The sequence below is a fragment of the Niveibacterium umoris genome, from assembly GCF_014197015.1.
In the GTDB taxonomy this organism is placed as follows: Bacteria; Pseudomonadota; Gammaproteobacteria; order Burkholderiales; family Rhodocyclaceae; genus Niveibacterium; species Niveibacterium umoris.
The window spans coordinates 1,179,784-1,205,081 of sequence record NZ_JACIET010000001.1; the positions used below are offsets into that span (position 1 = coordinate 1,179,784).

The 25,298-nt window shown below is 62.8% G+C and carries 26 protein-coding genes; 15 read left to right on the plus strand and 11 right to left on the minus strand.

Going from position 1 to position 25,298, the window contains the following annotated elements:
* Positions 1–100: 100 nt before the first annotated feature.
* From GGR36_RS05165 to GGR36_RS05175, 3 genes are all read right to left on the minus strand, one after another.
* Positions 101–871: an RDD family protein gene (locus GGR36_RS05165; RefSeq protein WP_183632602.1), complete on the minus strand. Its 771-nt coding sequence runs from the start codon at positions 869–871 to the stop codon at positions 101–103.
* A gap of 121 nt (positions 872–992) precedes the next feature.
* The gene (locus tag GGR36_RS05170; protein ID WP_183632604.1) at positions 993–1,493 is read right to left on the minus strand and encodes an Lcl C-terminal domain-containing protein; all 501 of its coding nucleotides are present in this window, start codon (positions 1,491–1,493) and stop codon (positions 993–995) included.
* 212 nt (positions 1,494–1,705) lie between these two features.
* Positions 1,706–2,428: a Crp/Fnr family transcriptional regulator gene (locus GGR36_RS05175; RefSeq protein WP_183632606.1), complete on the minus strand. Its 723-nt coding sequence runs from the start codon at positions 2,426–2,428 to the stop codon at positions 1,706–1,708.
* A gap of 461 nt (positions 2,429–2,889) precedes the next feature.
* Between GGR36_RS05175 and GGR36_RS05180 the strand changes: the two genes are divergently transcribed.
* The 3 genes from GGR36_RS05180 (at position 2,890) to GGR36_RS05190 (ending at position 4,748) form a co-directional block, all read left to right on the plus strand.
* The gene (locus GGR36_RS05180) at positions 2,890–3,507 is read left to right on the plus strand and encodes a GNAT family N-acetyltransferase (RefSeq protein ID WP_183632608.1); all 618 of its coding nucleotides are present in this window, start codon (positions 2,890–2,892) and stop codon (positions 3,505–3,507) included.
* Between the two features lie 287 nt (positions 3,508–3,794).
* Complete coding sequence (locus tag GGR36_RS05185; RefSeq protein ID WP_183632610.1) at positions 3,795–4,466, plus strand: GNAT family N-acetyltransferase; 672 nt, start codon at positions 3,795–3,797, stop codon at positions 4,464–4,466.
* Positions 4,467–4,514: 48 nt separating this feature from the next.
* A complete protein-coding gene (locus GGR36_RS05190; RefSeq protein WP_183632612.1) occupies positions 4,515–4,748 on the plus strand; it encodes a hypothetical protein in 234 nt (77 codons plus the stop codon).
* A gap of 34 nt (positions 4,749–4,782) precedes the next feature.
* On the opposite strand, the gene GGR36_RS05195 is transcribed toward GGR36_RS05190, so the two are convergent.
* Positions 4,783–7,041: a putative bifunctional diguanylate cyclase/phosphodiesterase gene (locus GGR36_RS05195; RefSeq protein ID WP_183632614.1), complete on the minus strand. Its 2,259-nt coding sequence runs from the start codon at positions 7,039–7,041 to the stop codon at positions 4,783–4,785.
* A gap of 18 nt (positions 7,042–7,059) precedes the next feature.
* Positions 7,060–9,939, minus strand: a complete 2,880-nt coding sequence (locus GGR36_RS05200; RefSeq protein WP_207064302.1) for a chemotaxis protein CheB — start codon at positions 9,937–9,939, stop codon at positions 7,060–7,062.
* A gap of 207 nt (positions 9,940–10,146) precedes the next feature.
* Here GGR36_RS05200 and GGR36_RS05205 point away from each other — a divergent pair, with 207 nt between their 5' ends.
* Complete coding sequence (locus tag GGR36_RS05205) at positions 10,147–11,412, plus strand: nitronate monooxygenase (RefSeq protein ID WP_183632617.1); 1,266 nt, start codon at positions 10,147–10,149, stop codon at positions 11,410–11,412.
* A gap of 57 nt (positions 11,413–11,469) precedes the next feature.
* Here the strand turns inward: GGR36_RS05205 and cysK are convergent, their stop codons facing one another.
* From cysK to cysT, 5 genes are all read right to left on the minus strand, one after another.
* On the minus strand, positions 11,470–12,444 hold the full coding sequence (gene cysK, locus GGR36_RS05210) for a cysteine synthase A (RefSeq protein ID WP_183632619.1): 975 nt from the start codon (positions 12,442–12,444) through the stop codon (positions 11,470–11,472).
* 93 nt (positions 12,445–12,537) lie between these two features.
* Positions 12,538–13,476: a CysB family HTH-type transcriptional regulator gene (locus GGR36_RS05215; RefSeq protein ID WP_183632620.1), complete on the minus strand. Its 939-nt coding sequence runs from the start codon at positions 13,474–13,476 to the stop codon at positions 12,538–12,540.
* Complete coding sequence (locus GGR36_RS05220; RefSeq protein WP_183632622.1) at positions 13,473–14,576, minus strand: sulfate/molybdate ABC transporter ATP-binding protein; 1,104 nt, start codon at positions 14,574–14,576, stop codon at positions 13,473–13,475. The genes GGR36_RS05215 and GGR36_RS05220 overlap by 4 nt, the downstream gene beginning before the upstream one ends.
* A 5-nt stretch (positions 14,577–14,581) precedes the next feature.
* The gene (gene cysW / locus GGR36_RS05225) at positions 14,582–15,472 is read right to left on the minus strand and encodes a sulfate ABC transporter permease subunit CysW (protein WP_183632624.1); all 891 of its coding nucleotides are present in this window, start codon (positions 15,470–15,472) and stop codon (positions 14,582–14,584) included.
* Positions 15,473–15,554: 82 nt separating this feature from the next.
* Positions 15,555–16,385 carry a sulfate ABC transporter permease subunit CysT gene (gene cysT / locus GGR36_RS05230; protein WP_183632626.1) on the minus strand — a complete coding sequence of 277 codons (831 nt, stop codon included), beginning with the start codon at positions 16,383–16,385 and terminating at the stop codon, positions 15,555–15,557.
* A gap of 298 nt (positions 16,386–16,683) precedes the next feature.
* Between cysT and GGR36_RS05235 the strand changes: the two genes are divergently transcribed.
* Genes GGR36_RS05235 through GGR36_RS05245 form a run of 3 tightly spaced genes read left to right on the plus strand, consistent with a single transcriptional unit; the run spans position 16,684 to position 18,098 of the window.
* Positions 16,684–16,977 (plus strand): DUF2325 domain-containing protein, encoded by a 294-nt coding sequence (locus GGR36_RS05235; protein WP_183632628.1) that lies wholly within the window; start codon positions 16,684–16,686, stop codon positions 16,975–16,977.
* Positions 16,978–16,982: 5 nt separating this feature from the next.
* Positions 16,983–17,285, plus strand: coding sequence for a hypothetical protein (locus GGR36_RS05240; RefSeq protein ID WP_183632630.1), 303 nt, complete (start codon positions 16,983–16,985; stop codon positions 17,283–17,285).
* A 6-nt stretch (positions 17,286–17,291) separates the two neighbouring features.
* Positions 17,292–18,098 (plus strand): class II glutamine amidotransferase, encoded by an 807-nt coding sequence (locus GGR36_RS05245; protein ID WP_183632632.1) that lies wholly within the window; start codon positions 17,292–17,294, stop codon positions 18,096–18,098.
* Positions 18,099–18,158: 60 nt separating this feature from the next.
* Here the strand turns inward: GGR36_RS05245 and GGR36_RS05250 are convergent, their stop codons facing one another.
* Positions 18,159–19,097 carry an NAD(+)--dinitrogen-reductase ADP-D-ribosyltransferase gene (locus GGR36_RS05250; protein WP_207064301.1) on the minus strand — a complete coding sequence of 313 codons (939 nt, stop codon included), beginning with the start codon at positions 19,095–19,097 and terminating at the stop codon, positions 18,159–18,161.
* Between the two features lie 153 nt (positions 19,098–19,250).
* Between GGR36_RS05250 and nifH the strand changes: the two genes are divergently transcribed.
* The 8 genes from nifH (at position 19,251) to cowN (ending at position 25,298) form a co-directional block, all read left to right on the plus strand.
* Positions 19,251–20,132 (plus strand): nitrogenase iron protein, encoded by an 882-nt coding sequence (nifH, locus tag GGR36_RS05255; protein ID WP_172202846.1) that lies wholly within the window; start codon positions 19,251–19,253, stop codon positions 20,130–20,132.
* A gap of 73 nt (positions 20,133–20,205) precedes the next feature.
* Complete coding sequence (gene nifD / locus GGR36_RS05260; protein ID WP_183632634.1) at positions 20,206–21,681, plus strand: nitrogenase molybdenum-iron protein alpha chain; 1,476 nt, start codon at positions 20,206–20,208, stop codon at positions 21,679–21,681.
* Positions 21,682–21,857: 176 nt separating this feature from the next.
* The gene (gene nifK, locus GGR36_RS05265; protein WP_183632637.1) at positions 21,858–23,426 is read left to right on the plus strand and encodes a nitrogenase molybdenum-iron protein subunit beta; all 1,569 of its coding nucleotides are present in this window, start codon (positions 21,858–21,860) and stop codon (positions 23,424–23,426) included.
* Positions 23,427–23,508: 82 nt separating this feature from the next.
* Entirely contained in the window at positions 23,509–23,733 is a 225-nt protein-coding gene (gene nifT / locus GGR36_RS05270) for a putative nitrogen fixation protein NifT (protein ID WP_172202849.1), read from the plus strand.
* Positions 23,734–23,747: 14 nt separating this feature from the next.
* Positions 23,748–23,945 carry a 4Fe-4S binding protein gene (locus tag GGR36_RS05275; protein WP_172202850.1) on the plus strand — a complete coding sequence of 66 codons (198 nt, stop codon included), beginning with the start codon at positions 23,748–23,750 and terminating at the stop codon, positions 23,943–23,945.
* 75 nt (positions 23,946–24,020) lie between these two features.
* Positions 24,021–24,722, plus strand: coding sequence for a dinitrogenase iron-molybdenum cofactor biosynthesis protein (locus GGR36_RS05280; RefSeq protein WP_183632639.1), 702 nt, complete (start codon positions 24,021–24,023; stop codon positions 24,720–24,722).
* Positions 24,719–24,994: a DUF6129 family protein gene (locus tag GGR36_RS05285; RefSeq protein WP_183632641.1), complete on the plus strand. Its 276-nt coding sequence runs from the start codon at positions 24,719–24,721 to the stop codon at positions 24,992–24,994. The genes GGR36_RS05280 and GGR36_RS05285 overlap by 4 nt, the downstream gene beginning before the upstream one ends.
* Positions 24,984–25,298 carry a N(2)-fixation sustaining protein CowN gene (cowN, locus tag GGR36_RS05290; RefSeq protein ID WP_172202853.1) on the plus strand — a complete coding sequence of 105 codons (315 nt, stop codon included), beginning with the start codon at positions 24,984–24,986 and terminating at the stop codon, positions 25,296–25,298. The genes GGR36_RS05285 and cowN overlap by 11 nt, the downstream gene beginning before the upstream one ends.

The window sequence follows — 25,298 nt, forward strand, 5'->3', positions numbered from 1 at the left end:
TCGCTCCTCGCTGCAGCGTCAGTCAGATCGCGGTCCTGCGCCCCTTTCTTGACGAGGTAGAGGCCGGCATCGGCCGTCACTGAACGGCGCTGGTCGCGCCCTAGGTTTGTGCTTCGCGTTCGTCGACGACGACGGTGTGCGCGATCTTGTCTTGAATCGCCTGCCGGTTAACGTCCCACAGCACCTGTACGAAGCCGAACATGCCGGTCGCCAGCCCGGCCGCGTAGCCGCCGTAACGGCTGAAGCAATTCACGATGCTCAGGGGTTTGCCGGTCAGTTCCACGACCCGGATGCGTTGCAGCCGTTTGCCCAGCGTCTGGCCGCGCCACCAGAACGGCACCAGCGAGAAATAGACGGCGGCCCAGCCGAAGTTGAGTCCGTGGGCGCGCGCGAATGCAAGCGCCTGTTCGACAAGCCCGAGTTCTTTCGGGGTTCGCGCAGCGTCGAGTTCCTCTTCAAGCTTCGCGATCCGCTCGGCATCGCTCAGCTTTGCACTGGCGACGGACGCATCGTCGTCCGCAAGCACCTTCTCAGCCTTGCTTGCCGGTGCCGTATCGCTGCCGCGCCAAAGGGTCTCCGCCCCCAAACCCAGAAGGCACGCAATTGCCAGCGCCATCAGGGTGACCTTGCCGACAGGCAATTCCGACCGACGTTGTTTCAGCCTGGCAGCAAGCAGGCCGGCCGCAGCGAGCATCCACAGTCCATCAATGCTGGAAAGCAGCCCGACCACCACCAGATCGATTCCCATCGCGATGCCGCGCGACACAGGGCGGGCCAGCGGCGCGCCCAACAAGGCAGGCGACACGTTCAGCGCCTCTGGTGCCACGACCGCGCGCGCGTTGAGGGACTTCAGGCTGAACCGACTTGGCATGCGATCACCATCGCTGCATCCCCGACGAACAAAGCGGGCGTGCCTTTACGGGACGCCCGCCGTGCGAAACGCTAACAACACCCAGCACGCACTGTCACGCCGGGGCCACCGCAGGAACCGGTCAGAAATTCGAGCGGACGAGGCGCAGGCCGAACTTGCGTTCGCCCGAGTTGCCGAAGACTCGACCATTACCGAAGTGCACCAGCCACGCGTTGAGGTTATCGTCAAAACCCGGGCGGCTGGCCCAGGTCTGCGTCGGCGGGGTGTTCGGGAACAGCGCCTGGTCAATCATCGGCTTCTTCTTGTTCTTGACCACCAGAGCAACCAGTTCGTCGCGGGTCGGCAAGCGCCATTCTTTGCCGCTGGCTTTGGCTTCCGACGCAGCCTGGGCCTTTGCCGCCGGCAGCTTGAACAACACCGGCTTGCCCGCGCACTTCTGGCCGTCCCACGCCATACCCTCGACACAACGCTTCCAGACAAGGTGTGCCGTATTGTCTACGACCTCTTGCCCATCAGCTGAGACTGTGTAGCGCTCCTCCGCCACGGCAGGCGTCGCGGCAGTCAGCAAGAGGGCCGCCGCTGCGAGCGACACACCAAGGACGGATGAACAAACTCGTTTCATGATCACTCCCTGTTCGGATTCATGCTTCGTTCTTGTATCTGGGTTCTGCCCAACACACGTGCTTCGCACTGCCCGCCGTGGCGAGTCCGCCGGCGCAACGCCCGTAGCTTGTGAATATAAGGGATGAGCCCGGCGCTGAGCCATCCTTCGCCACGGCAAACTTGTTCGGCAGTGCGCCATGCTTCATGACGTGACCGCCGATGTTGTCGAATTCAATGCGCCGCAGCTTGTGTGGCACTCGATTCGCCAAGCTGGGTCATGACACCCGCGCGCGCGACATCGCTGCTCAGGCGCTCAGCGAGCAGACTGATCAGGTGGAAGCCGAAGGACGGGTCCTGGTAATAGAGTTGCTTGACCGTGCTGTCGTGGATCTGCAGCACGGTGCACGGCGTGATGCACCGAGCCGTGCGTGTGCGGACGCCCTCGGGCGAAAACAAAGCAATCTCGCCGAAGATGCGACCGGGCTCGATCCTCTTGCACAGTTCGACCAGCTCCATCTGCCCCTCAACCAGCAGGTAAAGGTGTTCTGCACGGTCGCCCTTGTTGAACAGCGTTTGCCCAGCCTTGAGCTTTCGCGCTTTCATGTAGGGTTTGAGCCAGTAACCCACGTATTCGGCAGCGGCTTGTGCACGCCGTACGCGGCGCGAGATGCGCGTGACTTCGATCGCACGGTAGATGTTGATCGGCAGCAGCACAGCCGCGATGGCCAGCGTGGTGTAGGACGGGTGAAGTGCCCCGTAGATGATCAGCCCGCAGTTGCTGCCAACCGCGAGCCAGCGCAGCGGCATCATGGTACGCACCAGCGCGCCCGCCATAACCAGGCCAACCCCGATCACGACCGCAACATGCGCCACGACCTGCTCGGGCGAAGCCATGACCCCCGCCAGATACGCCGAGGCAGCCGACTGCATCTGCTGCGTAAGCGTGTCACTCATGCCCAACGCCTGCGTTCTCATCCATGGCAGGAAGCCTTGCGGCGACGAAACACCGGAAACGGTCCCCGACCCGGAGCGCTCCGGATTGGCGCGGACATGGCGTCAGAGCGTGCCGGCCGCCGAACGTTGCTGCGCTTCTCGAAGACATTGGCCCCCTCAACACCGATCGACACGTGCATGGCAAGGACTCACGACACCCACGGCAACACCACAAGGCGCGGGGTGGCGCCTAGATTCGATCCACTGGCGCCTTTAGTCAATACATCGCCCCAACAAGGATCGGCCAGCGGCTAAATCAGTCGGCGCTGCGCCCCTGTCAAGTGTGAATAAGTCACACCGGCACTGCGCAAAGCTGACGGGAAAAACGACGATCGCCTGCGTAGAGTCAGCCCAACGCCCTGCGGACTACCGGCCCGGGGCACAAATAAGCCAGGTCGAACCGACGACCTCAGGAGCAGATCGTGCAAGCCCGCAGCGCCGAACACAGCAACACATTCTTCGTCCACGCCTACCCCTCAACCCTGATCGACGCGCTCATTTCGCAAGACGAAAACGCACCACATCTGATCCCGGCGCCGTCGGACGCGCAAGCGCCGACCCGGACGTCCCCGTCGGATACAGGCGCCGCACGCGTTGGCCGCATGCACGCGAACCGGCATGGACTCAGTGATCGTTATGTCCATCAGATCAGCTGCGTCGACCTGATCCACCAGATGGGCTTCGTGATTACCACCGGCGATCGTGGTGGCGACATCGTGATCGCGGACGCGTGCTACGTACTGACAGACGATGGTGACACCGCCGAGTTTGCGATTACGGTCTCGTTTGGCTGGCAGGGCCGCGGTCTCGAAAACCGCTTGATCGACGCCCTCTGCGTCGCCGCCCGGCGCGCCGGCGCACGCTGGCTGTGCGGCGAGGTGTTTGCCAGCAACACGGCAATGCTCGCGCTGATGCATGACTGCGGATTCACGCTGCGCCCCGACCCCGCGGACGACGCGCTGGTGCGCGTCGAGCGCAACGTCAATGCCGCGGCGCCTGCGGAGCGCGCAGCCCGACTTGCGGGGACGACACGTCGCTAGTGTCCGCGATCGCTGAGCGCAGCACGCCCCTGCCGTCTGGTGGCTACAGCTCGCCACCGCTTGCGCGACGCGGCGCGAAACCGGGCAAACCGCGCACGTACCCACCCACGCAAGGTCAGCCGTCCCCAGGGCGGCTGTGTCTCATCCGGGGGATGTGAATTAGTCACAAATCGGGCGCGACTTGCTGCGGCGAACCACGGGCGGGTCATCGCTAAAGTCACTCCATGCCCTCTGCGACCAAGCGAGGGTCCGAGAGAAGAGCAGATCACGACCACAAGCCCCGTGCCATGCAAACCAGAACACACGACACCGCCACCCCGCTGGAACTTCACGCCTACCCGTCGCACCTTGCGCGCGCGATTGACCTGCGCAGTACCCCGATGCTGCAGGTCCGCGCCGCACGCACGCCCATCGAGGCGCTGTCAGTCTCTTGCGCCAAAGACACAGATGCTGGCGCCCCCGCCCTGCGCTTTCAGGGCAATGCGAACGGCTTGCCGCAACAACTCGCGCCCCACATCACCTGCATCGACATCGCCCACCAGATGGGATTTGTCGTCACCCGAAGGCAAGGAGACGCGGACCACCTGATCGCCGATGCCTGCCTGGCCCTGTCAGACGACAACGACATCGCCGAGTTCGCAGTCACGGTGGCGACGGCCTGGCGCGGCCGCGGGCTCGGCATGCAGTTGCTGGGTGCGCTGATCCACGCCGCTCGCCATATCGGCGTGCAGCGCCTGCATGGCGAGTTGATGGCGGACAACCGCGCAATGCTCGCGCTGCTGCTGCGATGCGGCTTCACGGTCAGACCGCATCCGATCGATGCTTGCCTGGTTCGTGTCGAGCGCGATCTCACGCCACCTTCCAGCAGCTTCCGATTCGCGCGGCGCCACACCCACCTTCTCGACACCTTCCGCCATGCCCTGCCGCAGTTGTTGATGCCGATGCATGCCGCCGCCTGAAAGGTCCGGTGAGCCGCATCCATGTGAGTTGCCCTTCTGGAGCCGAACATGAGACTCGATGCCCAGCTAACGATCGTGGACACTTGCGGCACTGCACGGCAAGGTGGCGAGGTGACTGACACCGGTACGACAACTGTCGGCGACACACCGCTCGCATCGCGCCCGGATGACGACAGGAACTACTTCCTGGCGCAGGCTTCCAGTGAGCGACACCTGCGACTGCGGATGCTGGCCCTGGCCTTGCAGGATCAGACCGGGCGTACCTTTCCGCCCGCCTTCTGAAGCACGCAAGACAAGCGCCTGCTGGCGCCGCAAGCTATCCGCCAGGCAAGAATCTGGTCGCAGCGGCCTGCCACGCCCTTACCCAGGACGGCAGCTCTTCCGGCGGCATCGGCCGCGCGATGCCATAGCCTTGGGCGACGCGGCAACCCAGACCGACAAGCAGTTCGCCGTGCGCCTGCGTTTCCACGCCTTCCGCCACTACCCCGCAGTGGAAGGCTTCTGCGAGTCGCACCACGATCTCGACAATGCCGCGATCGTCCTTGTCGCCGAGCATGTTGCACACAAAGCTACGGTCGATCTTGAGGACATCGATCGGCAGCGTGCGGAAGTAAGTAAGCGATGAATAGCCGGTACCGAAATCATCCAGCGCGACACGCAAGCCCATGCTGCGACAGCGTTCGAGCACGCGGGCGGCCTGGTTCATGTCGGACAGGGCGGCGGACTCCAGGATCTCCAGTTCAAGGCTGCGCGGGTCGACGGCAGGGTGCCGTGCAAGCGCAGCCTGCATGCGGTCGGCGAAATCCGGCTGCAGAAGGTGTTCCGCGCTGACGTTCGCACTCGCCGTGAGGGCAAGGCCCTCCGCGTTCCAGGAAACGATCTGCGCCAGCACCGAATCGATCACCCATTCGCCAACGCCGCGCTGCAATTCACTGCCGGCAAGGCTCGCGAGAAACTCGCCCGGCATCAGCAGCCCCCTTTCGGGATGCTGCCAGCGAATCAAGGCCTCGGCACCGACCACTTCGCCACTGACGAGATCCACCTTGGGCTGGTAATGCAGCACGAATTCGTTTTCGTTGAGCGCCTCGCGCAATCGCATCAATTGCAGTCGGTGCGTCTGGGCCTTGCGATCACGATCTGGATCGAACAGGAAAAAGCGATTCTTGCCCGCTTCCTTGGCCTGGTACATCGCATGGTCGGCGTGGCGCAGCAAGGGCTCGGCATCGACGTCGTCGGTGGGGTACAGGGTCACGCCTATGCTTGCCGATACTGCCAGCTCCTGCCCCTGCACCAGTACCGGCGTAGCCACCGCACACAGCAGGCGTTCGAGCGCCACTTCGACTTCGTTTGCTTCGCTCAGGTCGTTGATCAGAATCGCAAATTCATCGCCGCCGATACGGGCGATCGTATCGTCACCGCGCAGTTGCCCCTGCAGGCGCCGCGTGATCTCCACCAGCAACTCATCGCCCACCGCGTGGCCGTGCAGATCGTTCACCGGCTTGAAACCATCCAGATCGAGATAGCACACCGCCAGCAGCTTGCCCGCCCGCCTCGCGTGCGCAATGGCGCGCTCAAGGCGGTCTGCCAGCAGGCGTCGGTTGGGTACGCCGGTGAGGGAATCGAAGTGCGCGATGCGATCGAGTTCGGCCTCGTGCAGCTTGCTGGACGTTATGTCAGACGAGATGCCGACGTACTGCTGCAGCTTGCCCTCATCATCGCGGATCGCGGAAATCGCCAGCTTTTCGGCGTAGGTCTCGCCAGTCTTGCGGCGGTTCCAGATTTCGCCCTGCCAGAAGTCGCGCTCGTGCAGCGAGGCCCACATTCCGGCATAGAAGTCCGTGCCATGGCGTCCTGAAGCGAGAATGCGCGGGTTCTGCCCCACCACCTCGTCGCGGGTGTAGCCGGTAATCCGGGTGAAGGCCGGGTTGGTGTCGACGATCCGCCCCTCCAGATCCACGATCATGATGCCGTCGTAGCTGTGCGCAAAGACGCTCGCCGAAAGCCGCATCCGCGCCTCGGCGCGCTTGCGTTCGCCGATATCGGTTAGCGTCACGAGAATCGCCGCATCCGGCGCTTGGCCGGCGATACGGACAAAGTCGACCTGCGCATGGATCAGTTCGCCATCGCTCTGGCGCAGAGCAAGGTCGACGTGCTGCCGCCCACCGCATTCCTTGCGCAGCATGGACGCCATCGCGGCGCGCCAAAGCGGCAGATCGCCATCGCTGACCAGCGCATCGAAGCGGCGCCCTACGAGCACGGCGCGCTCAGCTCCAAACATGGTCGCAGCGGTGAGGTTGAGTGCTCCGATGATGCCGTCTGCCGACAGCGTCAGGTAACCCACCGGCGCGTTCTCGTAGAGCTGCTCGTAACGTTTGAGGGCGTGTTCAAGTTCGCTCTGGACGTGAACGAGCTCTTCGTTCTGCATCTCGAGCTCGATCTGGTGCACCTGCAGTTCATGCACCAGCCGTAGCGATGAAGGCTCGTCATCAGGCAATAGCAGGCGCCGGGCGGCAAGCTTGCGCTCCGCCTCCTGGCGTAACTCGACGGCGTTACGGCCGACGTTCCCTGTCACCATGCCCCCTCCCCAACCGAACTACGGCAGGGGTCTGTAAATTTTGAGTTCAGCTTCGAGCTTCCTGATTTCGCTGATATCGATGAAGGTGATGACAACCCCGTCGATGATGTTGTCCTGCGTACGGTACGGCATGATCCTGATCCGGTACCAGCGTCCATCGCGCGCGCCGGCCTGGCGCTCCTGGAAAACCAGCGTGCGCAGCACTTCTTCAGCGTCTTCCTTCAGTTCAGGATAGTCCAGATCGGTCACCACATGCGTCAGGGGGCGGCCGATATCGCTCGGAATCAGCTTGAAGAGGTTGGTCGCATGCGAGGTGAATCGGCGTAGCCGCATTTCGCTATCGAGGAAGATCGTGGCGATTTCCGTGCTGTTGAGCAGGTTCGCCATATCGTTCTTGACCGAAGTCAGGTCATTGATCTTGGCGTTAAGCTCAGAGTTCACCGTCTGGAGTTCCTCGTTGAGCGACTGCATCTCTTCCTTTGAGGTGGTCAGCTCTTCATTGGTCGATTGCAGTTCCTCATTCGTCGACTGCAGTTCCTCGTTGCTCGACTTCAGTTCCTCCATCGAGGTCTGCATCTCTTCCTGCGTCAGCTTCATGGCGGCACGCACCTGCTCGAGCTCTTGCAGCAAGGCGTCGTGGGTTGCGCTAGTCGTGGTCTTGCGCCGGCCCTTGTTTACGACAGGGGCAGGCGCGTCCTGAAAGACAACCAGCACCCGGCCATTGAGCGGCTCAGGTTTTGCAAGCGGCTGAACGGTCACGTTCACCAATTGCGGGCCGGCGTGGGTGCTTACCTCCACCCCATGCAGCGTGACCGACTGGTGGTCGCGCAGCACCTTGGCGATGACCCCGGTCAGCGCCTCGCGCAGGCCTTCACGCGCCATCGCGTGGAGGTTGATGTTGACCTTGCCCGCCGCGGGCTCCAGGTATTTGCCGGTGCGCCCGCTGATATACAGGATGTCGCCATCACCATTCACCAGCACCGCAGCCGGCGCGAAGTTCTGCTGGATAAACGAGTCCGTAAGTTGGCCCATGTCTTCGGCACGTTCATTCTTTGGCATATCGCTGTCCACCGTTGTCTCGCGCGACGCGCGTCGAGGAAATTCCAGTTCCGAAATCGGCAAGCTCTGGTCCAGCCGATGAAATACGCGCGCCACCCGGTTCGCCGGCTTGAACAGACCGCCATGCGCACCGAGGGTCTCGGCGCTGCCAAGAACCAGAACGCCGCCGCGGTTGAGCGCGTAGTGAAACAACAGCAAAAGCTTCTGTTGCAAGCGCGGCCGGAAATAGATCAGCAGGTTCCGACAGCAAAGGATGTCGAGTCTAGTGAACGGCGGATCGGAGATGACGTTCTGCGGCGCAAACACCACCATTTCCCGGATGTCCTTGCGAATCCGGTAACCGTCGCCCTCCACTGAGAAGTGCCGCGCGAGGCGTTCCGCCGATACGTCAGCCGCAATGCTTGCCGGATAGACGCCGCGGCGCGCCGTCTCGATCGCATCGGCATCGAGATCGGTCGCGAAGATCTGCAGATCGAAACGGGCGGCGGGCCGCAGCGCGTCCAGCGCTTCCTTGAAGACCATCGCGAGGGAATAGGCTTCCTCGCCGGTTGAGCAGGCAGGCACCCAGGCCCGCAGCGTCCTTCCGTCGGGCACGGCGGACAGCAGGGCCGGAATCGCTTCGTCGCGCACGGTGCCCCACACATGCGCATCCCGAAAGAAGTTGGTTACCCCGATCAACAGTTCGCGGAACAGCAGATCGAGCTCGCTCGGATTGGCGAGCAGATAGCGCACGTAATCGCCCATATCGCCGAGCTTGTGCAGGGCGATGCGCCGCTCCATTCGTCGTACAAGCGTATTGGTCTTGTACAACGAGAAATCATTGCCAGTGCGCTCGCGCAGCATGGCGAGGATGCGTTCGAGATCGTTGAGCGGCTTGCCCGCACCGCTTGTCGCCGGTGCGCGTCCGGCATTCGCATCAAGCGCCTCTGGGCCCGCCGTCGACGCGGCCCGGAGCGGACTGCGCAAGTGACCAAGGATGCGCTCAGGCAGCGCTTCCGCCACTGCGACAATATCCACGACACCGGCTTCGATCGCGCAGCGCGGCATGCTGTCTGCCTGCGCACTCGAGGGCTCCTGAGCGAGCGTGAAACCCCCATTCGCCTTGATCGCCCGCATGCCGGCAACGCCGTCGGAACCCATGCCGGAAAGAATGACGCCCACCGCGCGTGCCTCGCAGACCTTCGCCAGTGCGTGCATGAAGAAGTCAATGGGCAGCCGCATGCCACGTTGCTCGCCCGGCGCGATCAGGTGCAGTGCGCCCTCCGCCAACGAAAGATCCTTGTTCGGGGGAATCACGTAGACCCGATCGGCTTGAAGCGGCATCCCTTCGCTCGCTTCGCATACCGGCAAAGAGGTCGCGCGCTGCAACAGCGCCGCCAGGCTGCTCGGATACTTCGGAGCCAGATGCTGCACAACCACATAGGCAATGCCAGCAGCGACCGGCACATGGGCGAAGAAGCGCTCCAGCGCATCCAGCCCACCCGCCGAACAGCCGATTCCGATCACCGGGAAGTCGACTGAACTGTTCAGGTCCCGATCAACACCCGGCAGCGTCGGGTCACCCGCCTCGCGGCTTGCGATTTCTGTCGTGTGGATGGAGGGCGGGATCATCAGCGGGCCTTGAAAGCAGAACGTCGTTGACTCTATCAGGCCATGGTCGGGCGAAGCCGCGCGTTGGCGCGGTCGCAGGTACGCGGGTAGCGCAGCACGCCGCTTAGACAGCCAATTCTCCGACTTGCCTCGAAACTGCCATTGACTTGAAACATTCAGCCGCGAAAGTGCAGGCCGTACGCAGCAAACGCGGTCTCGCGCCAGCGTACGGAGCCGTATGCCGCACAAAACCTGCCTCGGCCGTCAAGGCACCCGCTTCAGATTAAGGCCCTACAATGACGGGCCCTGCGCCGCGAGGCGGGAAAAGAACGATTCCGGCGCCCTCCCAACGCCGCCCTTTGATCACCCTTCCACTGCCGGCGCAAGATCCAGAACCCAGACCATTCCAGGTGCGGGATTACCGCGCTGCAGGCATGGCGCCACAGAGAGATGCTCATGAAGTGTGTAGATGATTTCCGCCTCAAGTTCGGCACGCGCGAACTGGTGCCCATCATGATCGGTGGCATGGGCGTCGACATTTCCTCGGCCGAACTTGCGCTCGAAGCGGCGCGGCTCGGCGGCGTGGGCCACATTTCCGACGCGATGGTGCAGACGGTCTCGGACCGTCGTTTCAACACCAAGTTCACCCGCGACAAACTGCAGTTCTACAAGTACAACGTCGCCAATTCGGACAAGTCGGCGGTCCAGTTCAACCTCGCGCAGTTGGCCGAGGCCACCCGCCTGCATGTCGGTTCGACGATGGACGCCAAGCGCGGCGACGGCATGATCTTCATCAACTGCATGGAGAAGCTGACGATGAACGCCGCGCGCGATACGCTGCGCGTGCGCCTTGCCTCGGCGCTGGATGCCGGGATCGACGGCATCACGCTGTCGGCCGGCCTGCACCTGGGCTCGTTCGCGCTGATCGAAGATCACCCGCGCTTCCGCGACGCCAAGCTCGGCATCATCGTCTCGTCGCTGCGCGCGCTACAGCTTTTCCTGCGCAAGAACGCACGACTCAATCGCGCGCCCGACTACATCGTGGTCGAAGGTCCGCTGGCGGGCGGGCACCTTGGTTTTGGCCTCAACGAATGGCAGAACTTCGACCTCGCGACCATCGTCGCCGAGATCGTTGCCTGGTTGAAGGCGGAAGAACTCGACATCCCGGTCATCGCGGCCGGCGGTATCTTCACCGGCACCGACGCAGTGGGCTTTCTTGAGAACGGCGCCGCCGCCGTACAGGTGGCAACGCGCTTCACGGTCACCACCGAATGCGGCTTGCCGGAGAAAGTCCGGCAGCACTACTTCACTGCCGACGAAGCAGACGTCGAGGTGAACGGTGTCTCGCCGACCGGCTATCCGATGCGCATGCTCAAGAGCAGCCCGGCGATCGGCGATGGCATCCGGCCGAACTGCGAAGCCTATGGGTACCTGCTCGACGGTTCCGGCAACTGCGCCTACATCAACTCCTACAATCGCGAAGTTGCCGCCAATCCGGATGCGCGCAAGGTCAAGGTGATGGACAAGACCTGCCTGTGCACCCAGATGCATAACTTCGACTGCTGGACCTGCGGCCACTACGTCTATCGCCTCAAGGACACGACCCACCGCCTGCCGGACGGTTCCTATCAGGCCCTGTCAGCCGAACACGTGTTCCGCGACTACCAGTTCAGCACCGACGGCAAGATCGCGCTGCCGAACCGGCTCGTTGCAGCGGTTTGAGTTGAACGAAAAAGGGCAGGCTGACGCCTGCCCCTTGCTCGAATCGGTTACGCCCGTTCAGAGCGGCATGCCCGAGGCGTCGAACATGCCGTCGAAGAGGATCGAGCTGAGGTAACGTTCGCCCGAATCCGGCAACACGACGACGATCGTCTTGCCGGCATTTTCCGGCTTCTTCGCGAGCCTCACGGCTACTGCAGTCGCCGCGCCGCACGAAATACCAGCGAGGATACCCTCCTCCTTCGCCAAGCGTCGCGCGTATTCCACCGCCTCTTGATTGCTGACCTGCTCGATCGCATCGATCAGGGACAGATCGAGCACCTGCGGCACGAACCCGGCCCCGATGCCTTGAATCTTGTGCGGCCCCGGCTTGGGCGCCTCGCCGTTGCGCGTCTGCGTCAGCACCGGGCTCGCCGTCGGCTCCACCGCCACCGATTGGATCGCCTTGCCTTTGGTGTTCTTGATGTAGCGCGTCACACCGGTAATCGTGCCGCCGGTACCCACACCGCCGACGAAGATGTCGATCGCGCCATCGGTGTCTTCCCAGATTTCGGGGCCGGTCGTCGCTTCGTGAATCGCCGGGTTGGCCGGATTCTTGAACTGTTGCAACAGCACATACTTCGAATCGGATGCGGCGATTTCCTCGGCCTTGGCGATCGCACCGCTCATGCCCTTTGCGCCTTCGGTGAGGACGAGCTTTGCGCCGTAGGCGAGGAGCAGCTTGCGCCGTTCGATGCTCATCGTCTCCGGCATCGTCAGCGTCAGCGGAATGCCGCGCGCGGCGGCAACGAAGGCCAGCGCGATGCCGGTATTGCCGCTGGTGGGCTCCACCAGTTCCTTACCCGGCCCGAGCAAGCCGCGCTTCTCGGCATCCCAGATCAGGGCAGCGCCGATGCGGCATTTCACCGAGTAAGCCGGATTGCGCCCTTCGATTTTCGCGAGCACGGTAGCTTGGGCGCCGTCGAGTACCCGGTTGAGTCTGACCAGCGGCGTGCGGCCGATGGACAAGGAATTGTCGGCAAACCAGTTGGACATGTCTGACTCCTGTCGAAGGGGGTTGGAGAGAGGCGCAAGTTTAGTGCGAGTCGCAGCCATTCGACGCATCCTGCATCGGCAGGGGCTGCCCGATCACTCGTCGCTATCGCGCTCGGGGTTGATCGATTGTCGCACCACCGCCTCTTCAAGTCGCGGCGAGCAGAATTCGATGAAGCGATAAGCGTAGCCGCGCAGGTAGTGGCCGCGGCGGATCGCAATGCGCGTCACGTTCTCTGCAAACAGCGCTGCCGAATCGAGCTTGCAAAGCGAGGTGTCGCGTTCGGGATTGAACGCCACCGATGCGACGATACCGATGCCAAGTCCGAGTTCGACATAGGTCTTGATCACATCGGAATCGAGCGCCGACATCACGATGTCCGGCGCCAAGCCCTGACTGGCAAAGGTCTGGTCGATACGCGCACGACCGGTGTATCCCTCGTGATAGGTGATGATCGGGTAGTCCGCCACCGCCTCGAGCGTTACCGGCGTCACCGCGGTGAGCGGATGGCCCTGCTGCACGATCACAGCGTGATGCCAACGGTGGTATTCGAAGCTGGCGATATCCGGGGCGCCATCGAGCGCCTCGGTCGCGATGCCGATGTCGGCATCGCCCGCTTGCAGCAGCGCCACGATTTCCGCCGGGCTGCCCTGGTGCAGTTCCAGATGCACTTTCGGAAAGGCCTGCTTGAAGCGCGTCACCACCGGCGGCAGCACGTAGCGCGCCTGGGTGTGAGTCGTCGCGATCACCAGTTTGCCCTCGTCGCGCTGGCTGAATTGCTGCGCCAGGCGCTTGATGTTGCGCGCATCGAGCAGCATCCGTTCAACGATCTCGACCAGTTCCTTGCCCGGTTCGGTCAGCCCGAGAAGGCGCTTGCCACGGCGGATGAAGAGCTCGACGCCGAGTTCGTCTTCCAGATCCTTGATGTGTTTGCTGACGCCAGACTGCGAGGTGAACAACGCACTGGCCACCTCGGTCAGGTTGAAGTTCTGGCGCACCGCCTCGCGGATGATGCGAAGTTGCTGAAAGTTCATGATGCAGTTCCGGTAGCAAGTGCGCCCGCTGCGGGGCGCGAGAAGACAGCCAGCTGAGAGGGTACGACACGCACGCGGGATCCTTCGATCAGGCCCAGTTCGCGCACCCGTGTGCGCGAGAGTTCCACCTCGACCTGCTCCGGCACACCGGGCTGTGCTTCGCCCTGCAATTCGATCCGCGCGTTGGCGCCAAAGCCGAGGATACGTGTGACGGTGGCACCGATGCCTTGCGTGTGCCCTTCCCCAACAAGAATATCGAGTTCATGCGGACGCGCGAAGGCAACGACCTCCTCGCCATGCGGAAGCTCGCTGCTGCCATGCGGATGCGCATGGCCACCCAACGAGACATGACTGCCGTCGACGCGGCCGTGGAAGAGATTTACCGCACCGAGGAAGCCGTACACGAACGGCGTCTTCGGCGCATCGTAGACCTCGTCGGGCGTGCCGACCTGCTCGACCTTGCCGTGATTCATCAGCACCACACGGTCGGCCACTTCCAGCGCCTCTTCCTGATCATGCGTCACGAAGATGCTGGTGACGTGGATCTCGTCGTGCAGGCGGCGCAGCCAGCGGCGCAGTTCCTTGCGCACCTTGGCGTCGAGCGCGCCGAAGGGTTCGTCGAGCAGCAGCACGCGCGGCTCGACCGCCAGCGCACGGGCCAGCGCGATGCGCTGGCGCTGGCCGCCAGAGAGCTGCGACGGAAAGCGATCGGCGAGCCAGTCAAGCTGCACGAGTTCGAGCAACTGCTTCACCTTCTTCGCGATCACCGCTTCGCTCGGGCGTTCCTTGCGCGGCTTCACGCGCAGCCCGAAGGCCACGTTGTTGAACACCGTCATGTGCCGGAACAGCGCGTAGTGCTGGAATACGAAGCCGACGTTGCGCTCGCGCACATGGGTGTCGGAAGCGTCTTCGCCTTCGAGCAGCACGCGGCCCGCGTCGGCCGATTCCAGCCCTGCGATCACGCGCAGCAGCGTGGTCTTGCCACAACCGGACGGGCCCAGCAGCGCGACCAGTTCGCCGGTCGGGAATTCAAGCGACACATCGTCGAGCGCAACGAAGTTGCCGAAGCGTTTCTGGATGCCTTCAACCTGGATGCTCATTGCACTTACTCCGGACGCAGGTCGTCGCTCGCCGCCCGTGCGGCTTGCCATTCAACCCAGGATTTGATGACGAGGGTGACCAGCGCCAGCATCGCAAGCAGGGATGCCACCGCGAAGGCCGCGGAGAGCTGGTACTCGTTGTAGAGAATCTCGATATGCAGCGGCAGCGTGTTGGTGTAGCCACGGATATGGCCCGACACCACCGACACCGCGCCGAACTCGCCCATCGCGCGGGCGTTGCACAGCACCACGCCGTAGATCAGGCCCCACTTGATGTTGGGCAGCGTGACATGCCAGAAGGTCTGCCAGCCCGATGCGCCAAGCACGATCGCGGCCTCCTCCTCTTCCCTGCCCTGCGCCTGCATCAGCGGAATCAGTTCGCGCGCGACGAACGGGAAGGTAACGAAGATGGTCGCGAGCACGATGCCCGGCACCGCGAAGATGATCTTGATGTTGTGATCGGCAAACCAGGTGCCGAACCAGCCATGGGTGCTGAAGATCAGCACGTAGATCAGGCCTGCGATCACCGGCGACACCGAGAACGGCAGGTCGATCAGCGTGATCAGGAACTGCTTGCCGCGGAACTCGAAGCGCGCGATCGCCCATGCGGCGGCGACGCCGAACACCAGGTTCAGGGGCACCGCAATCGCGGCCGCGAGCAAAGTGAGCGTTACGGCCGATAGCGCATCGGGCTCCACCAGTGCGGCCAGATAAGCATCCCAGCCTTTCTTGAGCCCCTCGACGAACACGGTGGCCAAGGGCAGCAGCAGGAAGAGCGAGAAGAACAGCAGCGAGACGGCGATGATCGTCCACTTCACCCAGGCGGACTCGCGCGTTGCCGGGTTGTCCTCATAGTGCCGCGGTGCAGCGTGCAGATTGAGTGTGACCGTGCTCATCAGCTCACCTCCCGCCGGGCCGCCCCAAGGGAGGTGGGCGCCCCCTCGGGGGGCAGCGCGCGTAAGCGTGCGTGGGGGTACATCAAGCACTCCTCCCGATGCGGCGCGCGCTCCAGGCGTGCAGGTTGTTGATCAGGAACAGCAGCGCAAACGACACCACCAGCATCACCGCGGCGATCGCAGTGGCCCCGGCATAGTCGTACTGCTCAAGCTTGGTGATGATCATCAGCGGCGTGATCTCGGAGACCAGCGGAATGTTGCCGGCGATGAAGATCACCGAGCCGTATTCACCCACCGCGCGCGCAAAGGCCAGCGCGAAACCGGTCAGGAGTGCCGGCAGCAGCAACGGCAGCAGCACCTTGCGGAACACCTGCCAGCGCTGTGCGCCCAGCGAAGTGGCCGCCTCTTCGATCTCGGTCTCCAGGTCTTCCAGCACCGGTTGCACGGTGCGCACGACGAAGGGCAAACCGATGAAGGTGAGTGCCAGCAGCACACCCAAGGGGGTGTAGGCGATCTTGATGTCGTAGGGCGCCAGCAAGGCACCGACCCAGCCCTTGGGCGAATAGATCGTTGCGAGCGCGATACCCGCCACCGCGGTCGGCAGCGCGAAGGGAAGATCGACCAGCGCATCGACGATGCGCTTGCCGGGGAAGCGATAGCGCACCAGCGCCCAGGCGAGCAGGAATCCGAAAATGGTGTTGATCGTGGCCGCCAGCAGCGAGGCGCCGAAGGTCAGCCGATACGAAGCGAGCACGCGGGGCGCGGTGGTCGCTTCCCAGAACTGGGTGAGCGTGAGCGTGGCCGATTTGGCAAACACCGCAAAGAGCGGGATCAGCACGATCACCGACAGGTAGAACAAGGTGTAGCCCAGCGACAGGCCAAAGCCGGGCAGCACGCGGCGGGCGGCACTCATGGCCGGCTCCACGGCTGTTCAGCTGCAGATGGCGCGCTTGCTGCGCGCTCGTATCGGATCTTCATGAACGGACGCTCCGTATCGGGGAGCACCGAGTCTATGGGTGCAGCCTTGGAAGGCTAAACAATAAAAACTCAATTCCATATGCAGATTCGCGCGTAAGCGCTCAGGCGGATTCGAGCGGATGGCCATGCCCACGGCAATGCGGCCATCGCGCATAAGCACTTCAGAATTCCTTGGTTGGGCGGCCAAGGCGAGCGCCGTAGATTGATGTCACCTCAATCGCCGGAGAAGCAAGATGACTGCACTCATCGTCGGCGGCGACCGGGTCGCCCCGCTGGCCCGCAGCCTCGCGGCCGCGGGTTACCCCGATGTGCGCCACTGGAGCGGGCGCAAGCCGGGCGACCTGCACCACCGCCTGCCGCCCAGCACCCGCCTGGTGGTGGTAGTGGTTGACCAGATCAACCACATGATGGCCAGCCGCATCCGCACGGGCGCCCAGGCGCAGGGCGTGCCGATCGTGTTCTGTCAGCGCTCACGCACCCAGCTCGACGCCGAGCTGCGTCGAATGCAGCTGGCGCAAGCTGCCTGAAACCCATGAGTGCCGCACTCACGACCCGACAGATCAACGCCATCCGTGCGGCCCTGGGCAAGCACAGCTTCACGCCGCTGGAGGTGGCCCAGCTCGACTACCACGTGATCCGCCATACACAGGGCCTGGGCCCGAAGAGCATCGCCGGCATCCGGCAGTGGTTGCTCGAAGCCGGCCAGGCCGTGGGGCACTGGCAACACGACGACTGCCACTCGCAGCGCGAGCGGCGGCGCGCTCAGCGCATCGCCCAGGCGATCGCGCTGCTTGAACGGCATGGTTACAGCGTGATTGAACCGCGCAAGGGCTGACCCAGCATGTGCCAGTTGCTCGGAGTAAGTGCGCGCAAACCCGTCTCCGCGGCCTTCGCGCTTCAGGGCTTCCTGCTGCGCGGCGGCGAAACCGATCAGCATGCCGACGGCTGGGGCATCGGCTACTACCAGGGCGAGCATGCCCGCATGCTGCGCGAAGCCCGCGCGGCGGCACATTCAGGGCTCGCACTTCGCATCCGCGAGCAGCAGATCCGTTCGCGCAACTTCATCGTGCATGTACGCAAGGCCACGCGTGGCGGTATTGCCGAGCGCAACTGTCACCCCTTCCGCCGCGAGCTGTGGGGGCGTAGCTGGTTGTTTGCGCACAACGGCGATCTAGGCTCAGCGCTGCCTTGGTCCCACGGACTTTTCCAGCCGATAGGCGAGACCGATAGCGAGCGCGCGTTCTGCCTGCTGCTGAACCAATTGGTCGATCACTTTGGTCTGCGTCGACCACCCGACGATGTGCTGGATGCTGCGATAAGCGCCGCGGCGGACCGGCTCGCGCAGCATGGCAGCTTCAACTTCCTGCTGAGCGACGGCAACCGGCTCTATGCCCGCTGCGCGACGCAGCTATTCCATGTCGAGCGCCGCTACCCCTTCGCGCAGGTGGAACTGATCGACTGCGCACAACAGATTGATCTGGCGCGGCACAACCATCTGGACGACCGCATCAGCGTGATCGCGACCCAGCCCCTGACGCGTGGCGAAAACTGGCAGGCGTTTGCGCCGGGTGAATTGAAAGTGTTCGAGCGCGGTGCCGAAAGGAACATCCGCACTGCCCTGGAAACACGTCCGCTGATCTACGCGTGAGGCCACGAGCCGTTGCGGGCTGGCCGTCGCAATTGGATTGGGCGCGTTGGCAATCGGCGCTCATGACCGTTTGCGTGCCCCCGTTCGATCCGCAACTGACTGGCGGACTGGCACCCCCGAATCACCCACGCCGTAAACACCGCCGATCGCCAGCACCTCGTCCTCGCCCTGCAGGCGCGCAGCCATGAGGCGTGCGACACAGAAAATGCGGGGAATCGGCACTGCGGTCTGGATCACGCTATCGCCGAACTCCTCGGCGCGTTCGCGCTGGAAGGTGAAGGAATTGACGTTGTTGAGCAGCACGAGCGACTGGCCGTCGTGCTCACCAAGAATCTCATGTGCTTCCCAGCGATTGAGGCCGCGGAATAGCGTGAAATGGCTCGTATCCGGAAAGCGCCGTTTGAGTTCGTACTGCGTCCAGGTGTAGACGAGGTCCAACTGCGCCTCGAGCGCATTGGTGTTGTACAGCCCGGTTGCGCGCTGTTCCAGGTACAGGCGATAAGGTTCGCCGGAGAAATCGCGAATCGGCGCGCGATGATGACGCGGCAAAAGTCCGAAGCGGGACTCGACCCACGCCTTGAGCACAGCGCCCTCAACGCTGTCGGAGTTGAAGTGCCAGCCGCGGATCAGCTTCAGGTAATTGAGCCTGCCGCGCCGCTTCGATACGCCTTGCGAATAGCCTGCGTCTTCCAGCGCATCGAGCCTGAAACTCACGCTCATGTAGTCGTAGAAAAGCTGCAGGCGAACATCCTCTGCGGGTTCTGCATCGAGCAGCGCAAAGAAGTCGCGGTGCAACTCCAGCACGCCGTCGAGCACCAGTGCAGAGGGATGCTGCTGATAGGTGTAGCTCCCCAGGATTACCGCTGGCAGATTGCAGCGGTTGATCGATAGGCGCGCCCAGGGCGGCAGCGTCGGATTGTCGCAAGCCTTGTCGCCATCCCTACACAGTGCCAGCGCTTTGTCGCATGCCGCACTGCCATTCGTAGCACCGTCAACCACGTTTTCTCCTTGTTTTTCAAACGCTTGAATCTATTTCGACGGGTCTGGCACGCGCATTGCGATTTTGAGTGCGAGACGTCAGTGCGGTGATTGCCCGATTTCACGCAACTCATGTGCCTGACCCGAAAAACGTTTCCCTCAAGGAGAAGCACCATGGCAAAGCTTCGTCAATGCGCGATTTACGGCAAGGGCGGCATCGGCAAGTCGACCACCACGCAGAACCTCGTCGCCGCTCTGGCCGAGGCCGGCAAGAAGGTGATGATCGTCGGCTGTGATCCGAAAGCCGACTCCACCCGCCTGATCCTGCACGCCAAGATGCAGAACACCGTGATGCAACTGGCCGCTGACGCCGGGTCTGTCGAAGACCTCGAACTGGAAGACGTGCTGCAGATCGGCTTCAAGGGCATCAAATGCGCCGAGTCCGGTGGCCCGGAACCGGGCGTCGGTTGTGCCGGCCGTGGCGTGATCACCGCGATCAACTTCCTCGAAGAAGAAGGTGCTTACTCCGACGACCTCGACTTCGTGTTCTACGACGTTCTGGGCGACGTGGTGTGTGGCGGTTTCGCGATGCCGATCCGCGAAGGCAAGGCGCAGGAAATCTACATTGTCGTGTCGGGCGAGATGATGGCGATGTACGCCGCCAACAACATCTCGAAGGGCATCGTGAAGTACGCCAACTCGGGCGGCGTTCGCCTTGCAGGCCTGATCTGCAACAGCCGCAAGACCGACCGCGAAGACGAACTGATCATCGCGCTGGCCGAGAAGATCGGCACCCAGATGATCCATTTCGTGCCGCGCGACAACGTTGTGCAGCACGCAGAGATCCGCCGCATGACGGTCATCGAATACGACCCGACCGCCAAGCAGGCCGACGAGTACCGCGAACTCGCACGCAAGATCGTCGAGAACAAGAAGTTCGTGATCCCCAATCCGCTCGAAATGGAAGAGCTGGAAGAACTGCTGATGGAGTTCGGGATCATGGAAGTGGAAGACGAGAAGATCGTCGGCAAGACTGCCGCCGAACTCGCAGTCTGATTCAGCCACTTCACGATCCAGCGATTGAACCAGTGCGCCGTGTCCGGCTAGGGGCCGGCGCAGGGAGAACGTAATGACTGAACTGACCCGAGAAGCGGCCCAGGCCCTCATTGAAGAGGTGCTTGAGGTCTACCCCGAGAAGGCCAAGAAGGACCGCGCCAAACACTTGATGGTGAACGACAAGACCATCGAGCAATCGAAGAAGTGCATCACGTCGAACCGAAAGTCGGTGCCGGGCGTGATGACGCAGCGCGGCTGCGCCTACGCTGGCTCGAAAGGTGTGGTCTGGGGCCCGATCAAGGACATCATCGACATCTCGCACGGCCCGGTGGGCTGTGGCGCCTACTCGCGCGGCGGCCGCCGCAACTACTACGCCGGCACCTCGGGCGTGGATGCCTTCTGCGACATCAACTTCACCTCCGACTTCCAGGAGAAGGACATCGTCTTCGGCGGCGACAAGAAACTCGCCAAGCTGATCGATGAACTCGAGGGCCTCTTCCCGCTGTCGAAGGGCATCTCGGTGCAGTCCGAATGCCCGGTCGGCCTGATCGGTGACGACATCGAGGCAGTGTCGAAGAAGAAGGCGGCCGAGATCGGCAAGACGATCATCCCGGTGCGCTGCGAAGGTTTCCGCGGTGTATCGCAATCGCTGGGGCACCACATTGCGAACGACGCGGTGCGGGACTGGATCATCTCTAACCGCGACGATCAGGCGTTCGAGAGCACGCCTTACGACGTTGCGATCCTGGGTGACTACAACATCGGCGGCGACGCATGGGCCTCGCGCATCCTGCTTGAAGAGATGGGCCTGCGGGTCGTCGCCCAGTGGTCGGGTGACGGCACCCTGGCGGAAATGGAAAACACGCCGAAGGTGAAGCTGAACCTGCTCCACTGCTACCGCTCGATGAACTACATCGCGCGGCACATGGAAGAGAAGTACGCGATCCCCTGGCTCGAATACAACTTCTTCGGCCCGAGCAAGATCGCCGAGAGTCTGCGCGACATCGCTTCGCACTTTGACGACACGATCAAGGAAGGCGCCGAGCGCGTCATCGCCAAGTACACGCCGGCGATGAACGCGATCATCGCGAAGTACAAGCCGCGCCTCCAGGGCAAGAAGGTGATGCTGTACGTCGGCGGCCTGCGTCCGCGCCACACCATCGGTGCCTATGAAGACCTGGGCATGGAGGTGATCGGCGCCGGTTACGAGTTCGCGCACAACGATGACTACGACCGCACGATGAAAGAGATGAAGGACGCCACGCTCATCTACGACGACGTGACCGGCTACGAGTTCGAAGAGTTCGTCCGCAAGCTCAAGCCCGATCTGATCGGCTCCGGCATCAAGGAGAAGTACGCCTTCCACAAGATGGGCGTGCCTTTCCGCCAGCTGCACTCGTGGGACTACTCCGGCCCCTATCACGGTTTCGATGGTTTCGCGGTCTTTGCCCGCGATATGGACATGACCGTGAATAACCCCTGCTGGGGAATGCTCAAGGCGCCTTGGCTCAAGGAAGAAACCAGCGCCGACGATCTCAAGGCCGCCTGAGCCTACGCGCTTGCCGTACTGCGGAATCCGGGGGGCTCCCCTGCCCCGGATTCCGGTCTGCAGCGCGTAGCCGCCCGCCCCAAGGAAAGTCCGTGTGAGCACGTGTGGCTAACGCCACACGGCCGATCAAGCTTCGCCCGCGTCCACAGCTAGTTGGCCGGGCAAGGAGATGCAAGATGCAAACCGTCGAAGATACGAAACCGTGTTTCCCGCTCTTCAACGAGCCGGATTATCGCGAGCTCATCAAGAACAAGCGCGAGACCTTTGAAGAGACCGTCTCGAAAGAGAAGATCGCCGAGACCTTTGCCTGGACGACCACCCAGGAATACCAGGATCTCAATTTCAAGCGCGAAGCGCTGACGATCAACCCGGCCAAGGTCTGCCAGCCGCTCGGCGGCGCCCTGTGCGGCATGGGCTTCGAGAAGACCATGGTCTACATCCACGGCTCGCAAGGCTGTGTGGCCTACTTCCGCACCTACTTCAACCGCCATTTCAAGGAACCGATTGCCTTTATCGCCGACTCGATGACGGAAGACGCGGCGGTGTTCGGTGGCCAGAAGAATGTGCACGAAGGCCTGCAGAACGCGACCAAACTGTACGACGCGAAGATGATCGCGGTGTGCACCACCTGTATCGCGGAAGTCATCGGCGACGACCTCGGCGCCTTCATCGGCAACGCGCGCAAGGAAGGCCACGTCGAGAAGGACTTCCCGATCCCTTACGCGAACACCCCCTCCTTCGTCGGCTCACACATCACCGGCTGGGACAACATGTTCGAAGGCATCGTCAGCTACTTCACGCAAGCGACGATGGACGGCAAGGTGGTTGGCAGCAACAAGAAGATCAACATCGTTCCGGGCTTCGAGACCTACCTGGGCAACTACCGCGTCATCAAGCGGATGCTCAAGGAGATGGATGTCGACTTCACCTACCTGTGTGATCCCGAAGAGGTGCTCGACACCCCTGCCAACGGCGAATATCAGATGTACGCCGGCGGCACGACGATCGACGAGGTGAAGGACGCACCGAACGCGATCACCACACTGATGCTGCAACCGACTTCGCTCGAGAAGAGCAAGAAGTTCATCGAGTCGACCTGGAACCACGAAGTGCCGAAGCTCAACATCCCGATGGGTGTCGAGTGGACTGACGAATTCCTGATGAAGGTCTCCGAAGTCACCGGCAAGCCGATCCCCGAATCGCTGCTCAAGGAGCGCGGTCGCCTGGTCGACATGATGACCGACTCGCACGCCTGGTTGCACGGCAAGAAGATGGCGCTGTTCGGCGACCCCGACTTCCTGCTGGGGCTCACCAAGGTGATGCTGGAACTGGGCATCGAGCCGACCCACATCGTCTGCAACAACAGCAACAAGCGTTGGGAAAAGGCGATGAAGAAGCTGCTCGAATCCTCGCCCTACGGTGTGCACGCCAAGCTGTATCCGGGCTGCGACCTGTGGCACATGCGCAGCCTGTGCTTCACCGACAAGCCGGACTTCATCGTTGGCAGCACCTACGGCAAGACGATCCAGCGCGACACGCTCTACAAGGGGCCGGAGTTCGAAGTGCCGCTGATCCGCCTGGGCTTCCCGATCTTCGATCGCCACCACCTGCACCGCATGACCACGCTGGGTTACGAGGGCGGCATGTACCTCGTCACCACGCTGACCAATGCAGTACTGGAGCGGCTGGACGAGAAGACCAAGTTCATGAACGACACCGACTACAACTTCGACATCGTTCGCTGAACCCAGCACAGCCGAGCACGGCGTGCCGATCGCGGTTTTGCTCCGCGACGGCACGCCGACTCGACGAACCCGGAGCCAAGACATGGCCAACATCATGGTACGCAAGGCCCCAGATGGTGGGTTGTCGTTCTACCTGCCCAAGCGCGACATCGAGGACCGAATCACCTCGATCGAATTCGACACCCCTGAGAAGTGGGGTGGCGAAATCCGGCTCGGTAACGGGGGCGTCTACTTCATCGATCCGATCCCGGCCCCTGCACGGCTGCCCATCTCGGTGCGAGCCCGTCGGGTGGACGGCGTCGAATAGCAAGGAGAACCATCATGGCAATGAAAATCATCGTCGCCGAATGCAGCAGCTGTGGCGACTGCATCAAGGTCTGCCCGACCAACTCGATCTTCGACAAGGGCGGCATCGTCAAGATCAAAGCCGACACCTGTAACGAATGCGAAGACCACGACGAAGGCCCGCGCTGCCAGGCCACCTGCGCCTCGGGCGACGCTTGCATCGTCTACATGTGACCCGCGGCGGCGGTGTCGTGCAGCAATTGCAAACACCGCCGCAGTTGCCCTCGTTTCGGAAGTCCGGAGCTCGCCATGAACACATCGATCACGCGTGAAGCCGCGCTGCGTATTGGCCTTGCCGCAAGGGCACTGGAAGTCAGCCCGCGCGAACTGACGCTGGCCCTTGCAGAGAAGCTCGATCTGCCGTTATCGGAAACGAAGCTCGCCGGCTGTTCGGTGGAGCTCTTGCGCGAGGCGATGGACGGAGACGGTGGCATCTGTGTCGCCGAAAAGGAAGATCTCAAGAAAGCGGTGCGACTGCTTTGGGGCGAAGGCGTGACGGGCAGCGAACTGCCGCGGACAGATGCCTATAACGATGGCGACATGCCGCGCTCAGTTCGGCTTGCATGCGCCTCGAACAACGGCGAAATGCTGGATGGACATTTCGGTTCCTGCGAGCGCTTCCTCATCTACCAGGTTTCAGCCGACGATTTGCGCCTGGTTGACGTGCGCTCAACGCTCGAAGCCGATCATGCCGAGGATAAGAACGTCGCCCGCTCAGCCCTCATCGCTGATTGCGATGTGCTCTACGTCCAATCGATCGGAGGCCCTGCGGCAGCCAAGGTGATCCGCGCCAACGTGCATCCGGTGAAGATCCCCCTGCCCGGCCCTGCACGCGACAGTGCGGTTCGCCTTCAAGCCTCCCTCGCGAGTCCGCCGCCATGGTTGGCCCGCGTGATGGGGGTCACCCCGCCGTCGCTCGAACGCTTCGCCAGAGCGGACGAAGACGCATGATCACCGCGGACTTTCTCAAACAGGTGTGCGGCGCGCTGGCTCACGGCAAGGCACGCCAGGCGGGCGTGGATACCGCGTTACGCGAAGCCTTCCCTGGCATGCCGTTCACGCTTTGCAGCGACAACGACATTCCCTCCCGCCTGCAACCGCTCGCGCGGGGCGAAGGGTTTGCGCTCTACGGCATCAACACCGCGGGGCACTGCGCGGCACTGACCAGCAATACGGATACCGCCAGCGGCCTCGCGATTGCCCTGACCGACGATGAAGACTGAACTGGCAAGCACGCCTCAGGCCGACAGCCCGACACGCGACCGATACTGCAGCTTCGTCGGCCTCGACTGTAGCGGCCAAGCGCAGCGGCTCGTCGCCCTGCTGCGGCCTTACATCGATGATCCCGCTCGCACCAACGGATTCTGGCAATTGTTCGCTCGCAAGCTCGCGGCGGAAAGCGGCCCCAAGCATGACCCGCTGTTCCTGATCCATGCGCACCTGAACATTCTGCGGGAGCAACTCGAGATGCACGACGACGAGACGGCGCTCGCCTTGCTCGACCAGATCGAAATCGAGTGTTGCTGA

Coding starts and splice junctions, on each gene's coding strand:
- GGR36_RS05185 (WP_183632610.1), top strand. CDS start 3,795: ATGCAAACCAGAACACACGACACCGCCACCCCGCTGGAACTTCACGCC.
- nifT (WP_172202849.1), top strand. CDS start 23,509: ATGGCCAACATCATGGTACGCAAGGCCCCAGATGGTGGGTTGTCGTTC.
- GGR36_RS05205 (WP_183632617.1), top strand. CDS start 10,147: ATGAAGTGTGTAGATGATTTCCGCCTCAAGTTCGGCACGCGCGAACTG.
- nifK (WP_183632637.1), top strand. CDS start 21,858: ATGCAAACCGTCGAAGATACGAAACCGTGTTTCCCGCTCTTCAACGAG.
- GGR36_RS05220 (WP_183632622.1), bottom strand. CDS start 14,576: ATGAGCATCCAGGTTGAAGGCATCCAGAAACGCTTCGGCAACTTCGTT.
- GGR36_RS05235 (WP_183632628.1), top strand. CDS start 16,684: ATGACTGCACTCATCGTCGGCGGCGACCGGGTCGCCCCGCTGGCCCGC.
- GGR36_RS05190 (WP_183632612.1), top strand. CDS start 4,515: ATGAGACTCGATGCCCAGCTAACGATCGTGGACACTTGCGGCACTGCA.
- GGR36_RS05245 (WP_183632632.1), top strand. CDS start 17,292: ATGTGCCAGTTGCTCGGAGTAAGTGCGCGCAAACCCGTCTCCGCGGCC.
- GGR36_RS05280 (WP_183632639.1), top strand. CDS start 24,021: ATGAACACATCGATCACGCGTGAAGCCGCGCTGCGTATTGGCCTTGCC.
- cysW (WP_183632624.1), bottom strand. CDS start 15,472: ATGAGCACGGTCACACTCAATCTGCACGCTGCACCGCGGCACTATGAG.
- nifD (WP_183632634.1), top strand. CDS start 20,206: ATGACTGAACTGACCCGAGAAGCGGCCCAGGCCCTCATTGAAGAGGTG.
- cysT (WP_183632626.1), bottom strand. CDS start 16,385: ATGAGTGCCGCCCGCCGCGTGCTGCCCGGCTTTGGCCTGTCGCTGGGC.
- GGR36_RS05215 (WP_183632620.1), bottom strand. CDS start 13,476: ATGAACTTTCAGCAACTTCGCATCATCCGCGAGGCGGTGCGCCAGAAC.
- GGR36_RS05170 (WP_183632604.1), bottom strand. CDS start 1,493: ATGAAACGAGTTTGTTCATCCGTCCTTGGTGTGTCGCTCGCAGCGGCG.
- GGR36_RS05275 (WP_172202850.1), top strand. CDS start 23,748: ATGGCAATGAAAATCATCGTCGCCGAATGCAGCAGCTGTGGCGACTGC.
- nifH (WP_172202846.1), top strand. CDS start 19,251: ATGGCAAAGCTTCGTCAATGCGCGATTTACGGCAAGGGCGGCATCGGC.
- GGR36_RS05165 (WP_183632602.1), bottom strand. CDS start 871: ATGCCAAGTCGGTTCAGCCTGAAGTCCCTCAACGCGCGCGCGGTCGTG.
- cowN (WP_172202853.1), top strand. CDS start 24,984: ATGAAGACTGAACTGGCAAGCACGCCTCAGGCCGACAGCCCGACACGC.
- GGR36_RS05195 (WP_183632614.1), bottom strand. CDS start 7,041: ATGGTGACAGGGAACGTCGGCCGTAACGCCGTCGAGTTACGCCAGGAG.
- GGR36_RS05175 (WP_183632606.1), bottom strand. CDS start 2,428: ATGAGTGACACGCTTACGCAGCAGATGCAGTCGGCTGCCTCGGCGTAT.
- cysK (WP_183632619.1), bottom strand. CDS start 12,444: ATGTCCAACTGGTTTGCCGACAATTCCTTGTCCATCGGCCGCACGCCG.
- GGR36_RS05240 (WP_183632630.1), top strand. CDS start 16,983: ATGAGTGCCGCACTCACGACCCGACAGATCAACGCCATCCGTGCGGCC.
- GGR36_RS05285 (WP_183632641.1), top strand. CDS start 24,719: ATGATCACCGCGGACTTTCTCAAACAGGTGTGCGGCGCGCTGGCTCAC.